At 28.9% G+C, this 15,332-nt stretch carries 14 protein-coding genes; 11 read left to right on the top strand and 3 right to left on the bottom strand.

Annotation, left to right across the window (positions count from 1 at the left end; all coding sequences use genetic code 11):
- Nucleotides 1–41: 41 nt before the first annotated feature.
- From GQS58_RS04075 to GQS58_RS04100, 6 genes are all read left to right on the top strand, one after another.
- Nucleotides 42–1,256: a hypothetical protein gene (locus GQS58_RS04075; RefSeq protein ID WP_166383110.1), complete on the top strand. Its 1,215-nt coding sequence runs from the start codon at nt 42–44 to the stop codon at nt 1,254–1,256.
- 381 nt (nt 1,257–1,637) lie between these two features.
- The gene (locus GQS58_RS04080; protein WP_166383112.1) at nt 1,638–1,817 is read left to right on the top strand and encodes a hypothetical protein; all 180 of its coding nucleotides are present in this window, start codon (nt 1,638–1,640) and stop codon (nt 1,815–1,817) included.
- Between the two features lie 309 nt (nt 1,818–2,126).
- Nucleotides 2,127–2,936, top strand: coding sequence for an alpha/beta fold hydrolase (locus tag GQS58_RS04085; RefSeq protein WP_205860378.1), 810 nt, complete (start codon nt 2,127–2,129; stop codon nt 2,934–2,936).
- Nucleotides 2,937–3,083: 147 nt separating this feature from the next.
- Nucleotides 3,084–4,040, top strand: coding sequence for a hypothetical protein (locus tag GQS58_RS04090; protein ID WP_166383114.1), 957 nt, complete (start codon nt 3,084–3,086; stop codon nt 4,038–4,040).
- A 125-nt stretch (nt 4,041–4,165) separates the two neighbouring features.
- Nucleotides 4,166–4,666, top strand: a complete 501-nt coding sequence (locus GQS58_RS04095) for a hypothetical protein (protein WP_166383116.1) — start codon at nt 4,166–4,168, stop codon at nt 4,664–4,666.
- 165 nt (nt 4,667–4,831) lie between these two features.
- Nucleotides 4,832–5,422, top strand: a complete 591-nt coding sequence (locus tag GQS58_RS04100) for an LURP-one-related/scramblase family protein (RefSeq protein WP_166383118.1) — start codon at nt 4,832–4,834, stop codon at nt 5,420–5,422.
- Between the two features lie 231 nt (nt 5,423–5,653).
- Here GQS58_RS04100 and GQS58_RS04105 read toward each other — a convergent pair whose 3' ends face one another.
- The 3 genes from GQS58_RS04105 to GQS58_RS04115 form a co-directional block, all read right to left on the bottom strand.
- Nucleotides 5,654–6,451 carry a TerC family protein gene (locus tag GQS58_RS04105; RefSeq protein WP_166383120.1) on the bottom strand — a complete coding sequence of 266 codons (798 nt, stop codon included), beginning with the start codon at nt 6,449–6,451 and terminating at the stop codon, nt 5,654–5,656.
- 268 nt (nt 6,452–6,719) lie between these two features.
- Nucleotides 6,720–7,487, bottom strand: coding sequence for a sulfite exporter TauE/SafE family protein (locus GQS58_RS04110; RefSeq protein WP_205860379.1), 768 nt, complete (start codon nt 7,485–7,487; stop codon nt 6,720–6,722).
- Nucleotides 7,488–7,563: 76 nt separating this feature from the next.
- The gene (locus tag GQS58_RS04115; RefSeq protein WP_166383122.1) at nt 7,564–8,481 is read right to left on the bottom strand and encodes an AraC family transcriptional regulator; all 918 of its coding nucleotides are present in this window, start codon (nt 8,479–8,481) and stop codon (nt 7,564–7,566) included.
- A 207-nt stretch (nt 8,482–8,688) separates the two neighbouring features.
- Between GQS58_RS04115 and GQS58_RS04120 the strand changes: the two genes are divergently transcribed.
- The 5 genes from GQS58_RS04120 (at nt 8,689) to GQS58_RS04140 (ending at nt 15,159) form a co-directional block, all read left to right on the top strand.
- Nucleotides 8,689–10,188, top strand: coding sequence for an aldehyde dehydrogenase family protein (locus GQS58_RS04120; RefSeq protein ID WP_166383124.1), 1,500 nt, complete (start codon nt 8,689–8,691; stop codon nt 10,186–10,188).
- A 66-nt stretch (nt 10,189–10,254) separates the two neighbouring features.
- Nucleotides 10,255–10,611, top strand: coding sequence for a DUF779 domain-containing protein (locus tag GQS58_RS04125; RefSeq protein WP_166383126.1), 357 nt, complete (start codon nt 10,255–10,257; stop codon nt 10,609–10,611).
- Between the two features lie 187 nt (nt 10,612–10,798).
- Nucleotides 10,799–12,706: an acetate--CoA ligase gene (gene acs, locus GQS58_RS04130; RefSeq protein WP_166383128.1), complete on the top strand. Its 1,908-nt coding sequence runs from the start codon at nt 10,799–10,801 to the stop codon at nt 12,704–12,706.
- Between the two features lie 23 nt (nt 12,707–12,729).
- Nucleotides 12,730–13,830, top strand: a complete 1,101-nt coding sequence (locus GQS58_RS04135) for a sensor histidine kinase (RefSeq protein WP_166383130.1) — start codon at nt 12,730–12,732, stop codon at nt 13,828–13,830.
- A 3-nt stretch (nt 13,831–13,833) separates the two neighbouring features.
- Nucleotides 13,834–15,159: a sigma-54-dependent transcriptional regulator gene (locus GQS58_RS04140; RefSeq protein WP_166383132.1), complete on the top strand. Its 1,326-nt coding sequence runs from the start codon at nt 13,834–13,836 to the stop codon at nt 15,157–15,159.
- Nucleotides 15,160–15,332 lie beyond the last annotated feature (173 nt).

Below are 15,332 nucleotides of genomic sequence, written 5' to 3' on the forward strand. Positions count from 1 at the left end.
CACACGTAATCTCCAAGAACATAAACACATTAGCAATAATTATGAATAAAGCATTATACATAATAACAGTCATTCTTTTAGTCAGTTCTTGTAAAAAAGAAAAAAGAACGATTGAGCAAATTGATTTTACAACAGAATATAAATTTTCTAATGAAATAGAGACTAAAGTAGCAAAAGACACTATAGCTTGGAAATATCAAATTTCGGCTTCAGATTATGCAACAAAAGGAGATTACAAAAATGCTTTAATCCAATGGGATTTGGCTATGGGAACAAAGGATCGAAAATTTACAGAAAATCAAGTAGATTCTATAAATCAAAAATATTCCAAAGTTAAAGCAACAGATTATATTTTTGAACTTGCAAAGAAAAATCAAGTGATAATTATAAATGAAGCGCATCATAATTCTTATCATCGCGTATTTACAAAATCACTTCTTCAGGGACTATTTGATAATGGATATAAAAATCTAGGTTTAGAGGCATTAGGAAATGGAAAGTACTTAGATACATTACTTAATAATAGAAAATATCCTATTCTTAAAACAGGTCATTATATTAAAGATCCACAATTTGGAAATTTGGTTAGAGATGCTTTAGAGATTGGATATAATTTATTCGCATATGAAAGTGTAGAGGAGGTAAATGGAAAGCTTAGAGAAATTGAGCAAGCAAAAAATATTGAAAAAGTAATAAATGCGAAGCCGAATGAGAAATTTTTAATTCATTGTGGTTTTGATCATGCTTCAGAAGGAATTCATAGCTATTGGGAGAAAGCGATGGCAGGAAGATTTACAGAATACACAAACATAAATCCTTTAACGATTAATCAAGTGGTTTATAGTGAGAAAAGTAAATGGGAGTTTAATAATCCTTTGTTAAAGGCTTTAAATATAAAAGAATCATCTGTTTTAATTGATAAAGATAATAATCCGTTTAGATATGAAAGAGGAGAAACTTGGACTGATATCGCTATTTTTCATCCGAATACAGAATACGTTGATAATAGACCAGGTTGGTTATTTAAAAACGGCAATGAAAATGTTTCAATTGATTTAACAGATATAAAAATTGAATTCCCTGTGATGGTTTTAGCTTTTAAGAAAGGTGAAAATATAGATGTCGCTGTTCCGGTTGATATAACCGAAATTCAAGAAAAAAAGCAAAACTGTAATCTAGGTTTAAAAAAAGGAATTTATGAAATTGTAGTAACAAATGGAAAAGAGTCATTTAAGTTTGAACAAAACGTAAAATAATTAGATTTAACTCGGAGTATAAAAAACGCAATTTCCTAGAACATAAAACACATTATCAATAATTACCAAATGAAAATAATTTAGAAACGAGGAGAAAAAACAAAAGAATTAGAGCTAGTAAAAGATAAATTAAAAATTAAAGAAAAAAGATTTTTAAATTCAAAAGAATGGTCATTAGATATTGAAAATATAGGTCATAATATATTAATTGAAAACCATTCTAAGAAGGCTGTAAATATAATTGGAATTTTCTTTGTTTCAATAGTAGTATTAAGTTGGGTTGGATTATTTATTGAAGGAAACTCTAAGGGTAAATATGATGTTTTAATATGGGGAGGTATTTTTATGTTTTTTATGGGAATACTTTGTTTTAAAGCATCGATGAATAATAGACTAGTTTTAAGTGGATACAATTCAAGTATAACTTTCTTTTTAGACTCTCCATCTAGAGAAAAAGTTGAAGAATATGTGAATCAATTAATTGAAATTTCTAAACTTAAACTATCTGTAAAATATGGTCGAATAGATTCTGACATTCCAGAAGGTATTTATATGGGATAGTTAACATGGTTATTAAATAATGAAATTATCAATATTACCGATTACGAAAAAAAGAAAGCTGATTATAAAATTTCAAAACTATTAAAATAATTACTAAAGCTAACACCTTATAAACTTTATTGCTGGTTTTGTCTCACTTGGGGGATTTTTCCAGAATTTCGCTGTTCGTGTTTTATTTACTAAATTAACTGCTTAAACTACGTAACAAAGCTTTGTCAAATTCGTAGGCAATAATTAAAAATCCGAACTCTGAAAGAACAACTTTACCATATAAAAACAGAGGATAATCAAAGAATAGCTCTTTGGAAATTGAATTCTAAAAAAATATTAGACAAACATGTTTTTTTAACTCACGGAACATTTTCTAACAGGAAAGTATGCGATGGAATTGCTGTATATCTAACTGAAAAAGGATTTACGTGTTGGATTATGGAATGGAGAAATCACGGAAAAAGCTCAAGATCAGAGCAGAAATTTAATTTTGAGACTATTGCAAAATATGATATTAAATCAATATTCAGCTTTCTATTTAACAATCAGAATTTAAAAAATATAGATTGTATAACTCATAGTGGTGGTGGAATTATTTTGACCATGTTTTTAATAAATAATCCGAATTACAATTTAAAAATCAACAGTATTACGTTATTTGGAGTACAAGCATTTGGAGCTGGAGAGAAGTTAAGTAGTAGAATAAAAATATTGTTAAGTAAATATTTAACAGCATTATTAGGTAAAGTTCCTTCAAAAACTGCTGGCTCAACTGAACATAGCGAAAGTTACTACACCATGAAACAATGGTTTAATTGGAATTTAAACAAGAACTTTCTTGGAGAAAATGGTTTTGATTATTTAAAGAAAATGAATGAAATTAGTGTACCAATATTATCAATTTGTGGAAAAGGAGATAATTTTATAGCACCAAAAGAAGGATGTGAAAAATTTCTAAAAGCATTTGAAAACGAAGAAAATAAGTTGCTTTTTTATTCAAAAGAAAATGGGAATTTAGAAAATTATAACCACAGTCGGATTTTAAAATCTCAAAGTTCAAAGAAAGAAATATGGCCAATTGTTGAGAATTGGATTACAAGCAAAAATACTGCTGAGAACACCTTATAAAATTTATTACTGATTTTTACTTATTTGGGAAATTCTTCTGTAGTTTTGTTGTTCGGGCATTTTTATTCACTTAAATTTTCTTCAAAAAAAGACGTTAACATAAAGCACAATCTCCCAGAATAGAAACACATTATCAATAATTACCAAATGAATAACGCGCTAAAAATAACATCTCTATTGTTTACTTTGATATTTATTTCTTGTGAATATCAAAAAACGGAGGAAGATAAACATCCTGAAATTCCAATTTTCCCAGAGCATACCAACAATAAGATATCTATAAAACAATTCACCACTAATTTAATAGATATTAACTACAATGAGAAAAACTTATTTGCTAATAATGAAAAAGGTGATTTGATAATTTTAGATAGAAAATTTAATAAAATAAAAGAATTAAAGGTGCCTAATAATTACATTAGTAAAGATGGAACTATCTATTTTATGCAACCTAATGAAAAACTTGAATTAATTGAGGTTTATAAAATGTCTATTGATAATAATTTCAAGAAAGAAAAATTAAATAATTTAATCATCAATTCTAGAGAACCATTTGCAATCAGAGATTCTTTAAATGTAGTTTATAAGCGTAAAATAAATGATAAAGACAATCTTAAAATTAAGAGTGATATAGATAGTTTGGTTCATGTTGTTTATCAAAAAGAAAATAATTTAACTTCTGATAAAATTAAAAAACTAAAACCAAATCTAGTTTCAATTTATCCTTTATCAAATTCAGTAAGTGTTTTAAAGTTCAAGGACAAAGAATTTGCATTATATACAAGATACGATCATACGAGTGAATTTAAAGACGAGTTAGAAAAAACACGCCTTAATGGATTAAAACCTATATGGAATTTAGAAAAAAGTCCAAAATCATTTGACAAAGTTATTTTAAGTAATTCACTTTCAGGAAATCATTATGTAGGCGGTTTTACTTCTTACGGTTACAATTATGTTGCTCTTTCTCTACATAACGAAACAACTAAGTTTAAAGCAAAAAACTCAAACAACGGAAATGGTGTAAATATTTTATATGAAAGCAAGGACACAATTATCTTAAACGATTTTGAAAAATTGTATCATATAACATTAAAAAAATAACGACTACCAACACTGTTTAAATCTTATTTTTGTTTTTATTCACTTAGCAATTTATACTTTCTTTAAAAATGTGAATTTGAGAACAAATAGAGTAATAATTTAAAAAAACACGAAACACTTTATAAATGAAAAGCCCTATATATTTCCTATTTTTTATAACTTTATTTCTTGTCTGTCAAACCTCTTTTGGGCAAGAGAATTTCGAAAAATCGAAGATTGTAACCAATGTGTTTAAAGCGCTAAAAAAACAGAAAGTAAAAATGTTTTTAAAGAGTTTGCCTACTAAAGATGATGTTACTTACCTCATTCCGATAGAGCACGCTGCGCAACCGGACAAAGAGATTCCTGATGTAAATACCATAATTTCAAACTTTAAAACAGATGCCTCTGAAAATTTTAGAAAAGTAATTAAAAAAGGAAATGATTTTGGAATTGAATGGAAAGATATTATTTTACAGAAAGTGCGCTATGATGCCAACCCAGACCCAAGTTTAGAAATAGAGAGAGGAGATATTACTTTGGTATGCAAAAGCAATGATAAAAAATTTCTAATAGTAATAAGAAAAACTTACAAAATACGAGACACTTGGCGATTGATGAATAGGGTGAAGCTCACATTATTATAGTAATAAAATAAAATAGGATTTAGGAAAATGACCATAAGTCTTACGCAAACAGAACGTGAGAGGTGTTTGTTTTTTAATTGTGCCAAAACGAATTTAATCGATTTTTTTTGATGTTTATTTGGTATTACCTAAAATTTAATATATAAAATAAAATTAATAAAATAAATGAGTTCAATTTTTTTTGATTTAAAGACTTATTTTATTGATGAAAAAGTCAATATTTTTAAGTTTAAAAATTGTTATAAAGTATTTAATGATAAAGGAAATGAGGTTGGTTCTGTAAATCAAAAACTAACTTCAGGACAAAAAGCGATTAGATTATTATTAAACAAAACGATGTTGCCTTTTCAGCTGGAGATAAATGATGCGTCAGGAAATTTACAAGCATCGATATCTAGAGGTTGGACTTTCTTTATGTCTACAATTCGCATTGATGATTCTAAAGGCAATACTATTGGTACCATAAAACAAAAATTTAAGTTATTAAAACCAACTTTTAAAATTTATAACAAATCCGAAGAACTTGTTGCTGTAATTACTGGAGATATGAAAGCTTGGAACTTTCAAATTAATGATGCTTCTGAGAAAGAAATAGGAACCATAACTAAAAAATGGAATGGACCTCTGAAAGAAATTTTTACCACAGCAGACAAGTATAAAGTAGATTTAAAAGCAGGTTTTACTGATGAGTCCAATAAAATAGTAATTCTATCTAGTGCAATAACCATAGATATGGTTTGGAGAGAAAGTAGATAATAATGTAAGTAAAGCGAATACTAATTAATGGTATTTCCTTTCTAAAATTCTTCAATACTAATTAAATATAAAAAAAAGAGGTTATCTAAAAAGTAAGTTTTTGTCAATCTGAATTTATTTCAGATTCTTATGAGTAATGAAATTCAGTAAGTTTAGATACTGAAACAAGTTCAGTATGACAAGATTTATTACTTTTTAGAGAGCCTCTTAAATTTAGTTTTTAAAAATATATTATTTGCTTTTTTTTGCTAATAAGTTCTTTTGATATTTACCTTGTACAACATCAACAATAATTAAAATTGCCAATACAAAATAGAAGGTTGTTTTACTCATTGGTACAATTTCTTCGCCAAAAAGTTTAATGTGTGCTAAATGCCCGCCTTCAGTAACTAGCATAATTCCAACAATAAAAAGGATAAACAAGCCAAGTACTTCATACATTCTGTTTTTAGATAAGAAAGTAGAAATTTTATCAGCCATAATTAACATTAATAAACCACTTATTACAATAGCAATTGCCATAACAATAAATGCGGTTGTAGTGTTTTCTATTTCGCTCGTTAAACCGATTGCTGCTAAAATGGAATCGAAAGAAAATACTAAATTCATAATAACAATACTTGTAATTACTGCATTAGCAGATTTAGTGCCTTTGTCTGAAGCCATATCAGAAACTTCCATTCCTTTGGTAGAAATCATGTGCCAAATTTCTTTAATGGCTGTAAAAATAATAAAACCACCACCTAACAAAACAATGATGCTATGGCCGTTAAAAGCAAAATGAATGATGTTTTCTATTCCTCCGGATAAAAAAGAAAAAGGTTCTTGAAAAAAATCAATAATAGAAACTAAAACAAAAAGGAGTATAATTCTTAAAACAATGGCAATTAAAATACCTGTTTTTCTCACTCTTTTTTGATCTGCTAGTGGCGCTTTTTTAGATTCTAAAGAAATATAAAGTAGGTTGTCGAATCCTAAAACGGCTTGTAAAAGCACTAACATTAATAACGTGAAAAGAATTCCTAACATTTTTTATTTTTTATAATTGATAGATTCAAAGATATTTTGATTGAAGATAATACACAATTTTTATTTGAATTAGTTTTAAAGTTTGGATTTTTAGAGACAGAAGAGAAGAATTTAGAAACCATGAAGCAAGAGACAAACACAAGAGACAAGAAGGAAGGAAATAGGACTCTAATAAAAGTGCATTTTTATGAAAAAACTATGTTTTCTATTTGCCTATGTATTAAAAAAAAACAGTGTAAGCGCAGTAGAAAACTATTTAGTTGGTTTCTTAAAAAAGATATTTCCAAAGAATACGCACACTCACAAAGGCAATTAATATTGCGGTTGCTTTTTTTAATTGAATAGGAGTAAAGTACGTATTACTCATTCTGCTGCCTATTTGTCCGCCAATAAAAACGGTAACTAATAGAATAGAAGTTAAATTCCAATCAATTATAAAATCAGGATTTGAATATTGCCCTAATAAACCAGCTAAAGAATTTACTAAAATAAAAACACTTGCCGTAGCGGCTATTTTTTTAGGAGTGTCCCAATTTGTAAGATGTAATAATGGTGCTAAAAAAATACCTCCTCCAATACCAACCATTCCAGAAATAAAACCTATAGTTCCGCCAAAAAGGCCACTTTTAATCGGTTTAGAATTGTTGTTTTTTTCATCCGAAGAAATTATTCTCTTAGAAATCCACATAGTAATTGCAGCAAAAAGTAATGTAACGCCTAATAATATAAAAAAGAATTGCTGACTTATTTTTAATTTACCTCCTATATACGCGAGAGGAACACTAAATAAAACAACCGGAATTATTTTTTGAAAGTTCAATTTTTTCTGTTGTATAAAAAAGAACACGTTTCCAGAAACAACTACAATGTTACACAATAAAGCAGTAGCTCTAATTTGAGTAAAAACGATTCCTGTTAGTGCTAAAATTGCTAAATAACTAGAGCCACCACCAAAACCGACAGAAGAATATAAAACTGCAACTGTAAAAAATAGTAAAATGATGTGCCAATAAGTAAATAATGAGTCTATTAACAAAATTTAGGTTTAATAATGTAGTTGTATTTTTACCACTATAAATTAAAAATAAAGGTAGAATAAATATTGATAAAATTTAAGAATTAATTGACTTCTTAAATTGCTGAGGAGTCATTAATTCCATTTTTTTAAATTGTCTGTTAAAGTAGCTGGTGTTATTAAAACCAGATTTAAAAGCAATTTCAGACATTCTAAAATCTTTAGATTCTTTTATCAATTTTTTAGAGAATTTTATTTTTTCAGAATTTAAAAAATCAATAGGAGAAATACCTAAAGTATTTTTAAATTTTTTATGAAAATGAGAAGCGCTCATGTGTGCTTTTTTTGCTAAAACATCTACATTAATGTCTTTATTGGTTAGGTTTTCTTTTATATATTTAATAACCATACCTATTCTTGTATCGTTAAAAGTAGGCAATGTATCGTTTAATAAAATAGCTTTTGCATTGGTTTGTAGTAAGCGTACAATAAGTTCTTGAATCATTAAATCTAACAAAACATCTTTAGAGGTGTTATTGTTGGTAAAGGTGTAGGTTAGTCTTTTTATAAGTTGATTAACGTCGTTATTATTAGTTAAATGGCTGCTGCTTTTATCTAAACTCCATGTATTATTCTTGTTTTCTATGGCAACATTTTGATTGAATCTATCTACAACCTCGTTAATTTTTGTACCATCAATACCTAAGGCTAAACATTGTGTAGGATTGTCTTTTTTAGCCAACGGAAAATCAATAATCATTTCTTTATTTCTTGGCATCACCACAGATTCTCCAGGGTAAAATTCAAAAGAAGGAATGCCTTCTATATGCATTATTTTCTTACCGGTAAGCATACTTGCAATGATAGGAAAATCGAACTTTAAAGCCACTTTTTCTGCATATTTATGAGTTTCATAAATATTTAATTCGGCATAATCTGCATTATAAGTTGTTCTGTTTTCTACTAATGTAGTTAGTTTTCTATGCTTTTTATGTTGCTCTAATAAGTGACTCATAATTAAATGTATAAAAAATAAAATGACATTCTTGTAAATAATAGAATTGTTCTACAATATAATAAATATGTTCAATTTATAGTGAATGTAATAAAATAACTTTACAAAAGTTGATAATGTATTGTTATTTGAGCAATAATATTATCAATATACTAATTAATAGATCTCTTGTAAAAGAGGTAAATCATATATAAAAAACACTAAATTATGAGTTATTCTAAACCTAAGTTTAAAGACAAGTATCACAATTTTATCAATGGAGAATTTGTTGCGCCAATAGGCGGACAGTATTTTGATAATACCTCACCAATTGATAATAGTTTTATAGCTAAATATCCTCGCTCTCAAAAAGAAGATGTAGAATTGGCTTTAGATGCAGCCAATGCCGCAAAAGAAGCCTGGGGAAATACGTCTGCAACAGAAAGAGCAACAATGTTAAACAAAGTAGCAGATATTATTGAAGCTAATTTAGAAGAGTTTGCATTGGTAGAAACGTGCGATAACGGAAAACCCATTCGTGAAACCTTAAATGCAGATGTTCCTTTAGCCGTAGATCATTGGCGTTATTTTGCAGCTTGTATTCGTTCGGAAGAAGGAGGCGCATCAGAATTAGATCAACATACATTATCATTAACAATTAAAGAGCCGTTAGGTGTTGTTGGGCAAATTATTCCTTGGAATTTTCCATTATTAATGTTGTCTTGGAAATTACCTCCGGCTTTAGTAACTGGTAATTGTGTGGTTTTAAAACCAGCAGAACAAACTCCGTCTACAGCAACTTTATTAATGGAGAAAATAGCAGGTGTTTTTCCTCCGGGAGTTATCAATATCGTTCATGGTTTTGGTCCGGAAGCAGGAAAACCTTTAGCTTCTAGTTCTAAAGTAGATAAAGTTGCCTTTACAGGAGAAACCACAACCGGACAATTAATTATGCAATATGCATCTAAAAACTTAAATCCGGTAACGATGGAATTAGGAGGTAAATCGCCAAACGTGTTTTTTAATTCTGTAATGGATCATGATGATGCATATTTAGATAAAGCGATTGAAGGTGCTGTTTTATTTGCTTTTAATCAAGGAGAAGTTTGTACTGCGCCGTCTAGAATTTTGGTTCAAGAAGATATTTACGATGCATTTATGAAACGTGTTATTGAAAGAACAAATGCCATCATTCAAGACAATCCGTACGATGTAAATACAATGGTGGGTGCACAAGCATCTAAAGATCAATACGAAAAAATACAATCTTATATAGAAATAGGTAAAGAAGAGGGCGCTAAAGTATTGTCTGGTGGTTCTGCAAATAAATTATCTGGTAATTTAGCAAACGGATTCTATATTAAACCAACTATATTAGAGGGACATAATAAAATGCGCGTCTTCCAAGAAGAAATTTTTGGACCTGTTGTTTGTGTTACAAAGTTTAAAGATGAAGCAGAAGCTATAGAAATTGCAAACGATACACTTTATGGTTTAGGAGCCGGAGTTTGGACGCGAGATGCACACCAGTTATATCAAATTCCTAGAGCAATAAAAGCGGGTAGAGTTTGGGTAAATTGTTACCATGCATATCCTGCACACGCACCTTTCGGTGGATATAAAAAATCTGGTTTTGGTAGAGAAAACCACGTAATGATGTTAAACTATTATCGCCAAACTAAAAATATGTTAATCTCTTATGATAAAAATAAATTAGGGTTCTTTTAGTAGTTCGTTTTTAATCTTAAAAGCTGAATTATTAAAACAATTCAGCTTTTTTAATATCAATAAAATATGGAAAGAGTCGTAATTACAGAAAAGGCGGTAAAGATTTTAGAATTGTTAAAAGAGAAACATGGCGAATTAATTTTTCATCAAAGTGGTGGTTGTTGTGATGGTTCTGCTCCAATGATTTTTGAAAAAGGTGACATGTATTTAGATGAAAGTGATATTCTTTTAGGAACTTTAAAAGGTGTAAATTTTTATATGAACCAAGATCAATTTGAATATTGGAAACACACACATTTAACAGTAGATATTACAGAAGGTAGAGGTGCTAGTTTTTCTTTAGAGATTCCTTTAGGACTTCGTTTTTTTATTCACTCTAGGTTATTGACCAAAGAAGAGGAAGTTTTTTTTAATAAAAAGTAGTATTATCAAGGCATAAAACAAGGTTTGTTATTTCGAAATAAGTTTGCATTTATAGTGTTAGAATGATAAAATAAGAAGCTATTTTTGACTTTTATGTTAAAAAAATACATAAATAAATACATTGTTCTTTTAAAACAGAAATATAATTTCTATTTTTAGAATATCAAATACAATTAACTAAATAACAATGAGCAATTACCACATAAAACATTTAGAAGAATATTTTAAAGTATATAGAAAATCAATAAGAGAGCCAGAAGTATTTTGGGAAGAAATAGCAGAAGAGCATTTTTTATGGAGAAAAAAATGGGACAATGTATTAGATTGGGATTTTTCTAAACCAGAAGTTAAATGGTTTGAAGGTGCAAAATTAAACATCACAGAAAATTGTATTGATAGGCATTTATCTACAAAAGCAGACAAAACAGCTATTTTATTTGAACCTAATGACCCGAATGAACCTGCAGAGCATATTTCTTATAAACAATTATCAGAAAGAGTAAATCAATTTGCCAATGTTTTAAAAGATCACGGAATTAAAAAAGGAGATAGGGTTTGTATTTATGTTCCTATGATTCCAGAATTAGCAATTTCTTTGTTAGCTTGTGCAAGAATAGGAGCCATACATTCTGTTGTTTTTGCAGGTTTTTCATCAACAGCTTTAGCAACAAGAATTAACGATTCTGATTGTAAAATGGTGATAACTGCTGATGGTTCTTTTAGAGGGAAAAAATCAATCGATTTAAAAGGAATCGTAGATGAAGCCTTAGAAAAATGTCCGGGAGTAGAAAATGTATTGGTTGCAAAAAGAACCAAGGCAAATATAAACATGAAAGAAGGAAGAGATAAATGGTTACAACCATTATTAGACAATGCTTCTACGGATTGTAATCCTGAAATAATGGATGCAGAAGATCCTTTATTTATTTTATACACATCTGGTTCTACAGGGAAACCAAAAGGAATGGTTCACACAACTGCTGGTTATATGGTGTATACAGCATATACATTTAAAAATGCATTTCAATACAGAGAAAACGATGTGTATTGGTGTACTGCCGATATCGGTTGGATTACTGGGCATTCTTATATTGTATATGGACCGTTAGCAAACGGAGCAACAACCGTACTTTTTGAAGGCGTACCAAGTTATCCAGATTTTGGACGTTTTTGGGATATTATAGAAAAACATAAAATCAATCAATTTTATACAGCTCCAACTGCCATTAGAGCTTTGGCAAAACACGGAACAGAATTATTAGATACGTATGATTTATCTTCTTTAAAGGTTCTAGGGTCTGTTGGTGAGCCAATTAATGAAGAAGCATGGCACTGGTATAATGATAATGTAGGTAAGGGAAAAAGTCCTGTTATAGATTCTTGGTGGCAAACAGAAACTGGTGGAATTATGATTACACCAATTCCGTATGTAACCCCAACAAAACCAACCTATGCAACCTTACCGTTTATAGGAATTCAACCTGCAATTATGGATGAAAACGGAGGAGAATTAAAAGGAAATCAAGTAGAAGGAAGATTGTGTATCAAGTTTCCTTGGCCAAGTATTGCACGTACTATTTGGGGCGATCATCAACGATATAAAGAGACTTATTTTTCTGCCTATAAAAACATGTATTTTACAGGTGATGGAGCGCTGAGAGATGAGGTTGGTTATTACAGAATTACTGGTAGAGTAGATGATGTAATTATTGTTTCTGGACATAATTTAGGAACAGCCCCAATAGAAGATGCTATTAACGAACATCCTGCAATTGCAGAATCTGCTATCGTTGGTTTTCCGCATGATATTAAAGGAAGTGCTTTATATGGCTATATTACCTTAAAAAATGCTGGAGAATATAGAAATCATGATAATTTAGAAAAAGAAATCAATCAATTAATTACAGATAGAATTGGTCCTATTGCTAAATTAGATAAAATTCAGTTTACAGAAGGGTTGCCAAAAACACGTTCAGGTAAAATTATGAGACGTATTTTACGTAAAATAGCTTGTAACGAAATGGATAATTTAGGAGATACAAGTACGCTGTTAAATCCAGAAATAGTACAAAGTATTATTGATAATAGAAAGTAATTAGATATATTTTTTATTTGTAGATGGAAAACCAGATTACGTTAGAAGATAAATTAAAAGAAAGAATTAAAGAACTAACTTGTTTGTATAGAGTTAGTTCTTTAATTAAAGATAGTAGTTTTAATGATTTAAAAGAATTATTAAAAGAAATAGCCATAAGTTTAAAAGAAGCAGTTCGATTTCCTGAAGAAGCATTTGTAGAAATTAAAGTAGATAATTTTATTTTTATTGAAGGGAAAAAAAGAGAAGATGCTATTTTTATTATTTCTGCTATAAAATCTTTTGGAAAAATTAAAGGATCTGTAACGATAGGTTATTCCAAGCAAAAATTTTCTGAAAACTCTTTTTTAGAAGAAGAAAAATTATTGTTACATCAGATTGCTTCAGAAATTGGAGATTTTTTAGAACGAAAAGAAATCAATGAAAAAGAAGAGATTGCTAAAAGACAAATAGAAAGAGTAGGTAGATTAACTATTTTAGGAGAAATTACTGCGGGAATTGCACACGAATTAAATACACCTTTAGCTAATATTTTAGGCTTTTCAGAATTATTAAAAGAACAATATAAAGGCGATAAAGTTGGGCGTGAAGACTTAAATAAAATAATAAATAGTGCTATTTATTCTAGAGAAGTTGTTAAAAAATTAATGTTTTTTTCTTGTGAAATGCCTCAGCAAATGGTATCTGTAGATATCAATATTATTATAAATGAGGCAATTAGTTTGTTAAAACCTAGTTTTAATAAAAAACACATACGCTGTATCGTCACTTTTTCAGATGATAAAATTTATTTAAAAGTTGATAAAATTCAGTTAACGCAAGTAATTTTTAATTTGGTAATCAATGCTATTTATTTTTCACCAGAAAGGGGTAAAATACATATTGCTGTTATTGATAAATCTAAAAAGGTACAAATTAGAATTTCTGATGAAGGTTCAGGAATAGAACCTGCTAATTCTGAAAATATTTTTAATCCTTTTTTTACAACCAAACCTACTGGAGATGGTTCTGGTTTAGGTTTAAGTGTTGTACACGGAATTATTAAAAGTCATAAAGGCACTATAATTCATCAACCAAATTCACCAAAAGGGACTATTTTTGTTGTTAGTTTTCCTAAAAGTTAAAAGATGCTAAACAAAGAAAATATATTAATTGTAGATGATGATATTCTAATTTTAGAACTCATTCAACGGCATTTACAATCCTTAAATTACCATACTTATAAAGCGATATCTGTAAAAGAAGCATTAGAGATTTTAAAAGACACTTCTATAGATTTATTAATTACAGATTTACAAATGCCCGATGTAGATGGTTTAGAGTTAATTAAATACACGTCTGAGCATTATCCTAAAATTCCAAAATTAGTAGTTACCGGTTTTCCTTCTATAGAAGGTGCTTTAGAGGTAATGAAATCTGGAGCAGTAGATTATATTACAAAACCTTTTACAAAAGAAGAACTTAAAACGGCTATTTTAAAATCTTTAGAAATAAAACCGAAAGAAGATACAATTACCAAGATAAAAGTAGCAGAAACTCATAAACCGTATGGCGAATTAATAGGTTCATCGCCTGCAATGAAAAAGGTTACAGATGTAATAGAACGGTTAAAAAATAACAAAGCAACAGTTTTTATTCATGGAGAAAGCGGAACGGGAAAAGAGTTGGTGGCACGTTCTATTCATTATATGGGTAAATATTCCTCAGCACCTTTTGTTGCGGTAAACTGCGGAGCAATTCCAGAAAATTTATTAGAATCAGAATTGTTTGGTTATGTAAAGGGAGCATTTACGGGAGCAGAAAAAGATAGAAAAGGTTTTTTTCAGGCAGCCAATAATGGGACTATTTTTTTAGATGAAATAGGCAATGCATCTTTAGCAACTCAGTTAAGATTATTACGGGTTTTACAAGAAAAAGAAGTTGTAAGAGTTGGTTCTCAAAAAGCAGAAAAAGTGGATGTAAGGGTAATTGCTGCAACAAATATTAATCTTAAAGATTTAATTGAGAAAAAGCGTTTTAGAGAAGATTTGTACTATAGATTAACAGTTGTAGAAATTAAAGTACCAACTTTAGTAGAAAGAATTGCGGACATTCCGTTGTTGGTAGAAAAGTTTTTATTTAAATACGGAATAGAGTATAAAGACCGTTTTTTAAAAATTACACCAGAAGCTTTAGAAGTTTTAAAAAATTATTATTGGCCAGGTAATATTAGAGAATTAGAAAATGTAATACAAAGAGCTATTATTATGTCTGATAGCTTTGTAGATGTAGAGCATTTGCCAGAGCATATCAAATATCAAATAGATTTTTCTAAAACAAACAAGTTACTGTCTTTAAAAGAATTTGAGAAAAGCTATATTTTAAAGGTATTAAAAGCCACAAACAACAACAAAACAAAAGCTGCAGAAATTCTTAAAATTGATAGAAAAACACTTCGAGAAAAATTAAAATAAATATTTTTAAAAACGAGTAAAAAAGTAGCAGTTGAGGAATATTTCCTCAACTGTTTTTTTGTGATACATGTTTGTTTTTGTTTATGTTGTTGATTTATAAGTAATTGAACAGGTGTTTTAATGTTTTAGAATAAGTGGCATATAGCTTGCCATAAGGTAGTTGTAATTAAAAC

Origin of the sequence: Polaribacter sp. 11A2H (assembly GCF_011379025.1) — a bacterium.
Classification (GTDB): Bacteria; Bacteroidota; Bacteroidia; order Flavobacteriales; family Flavobacteriaceae; genus Polaribacter.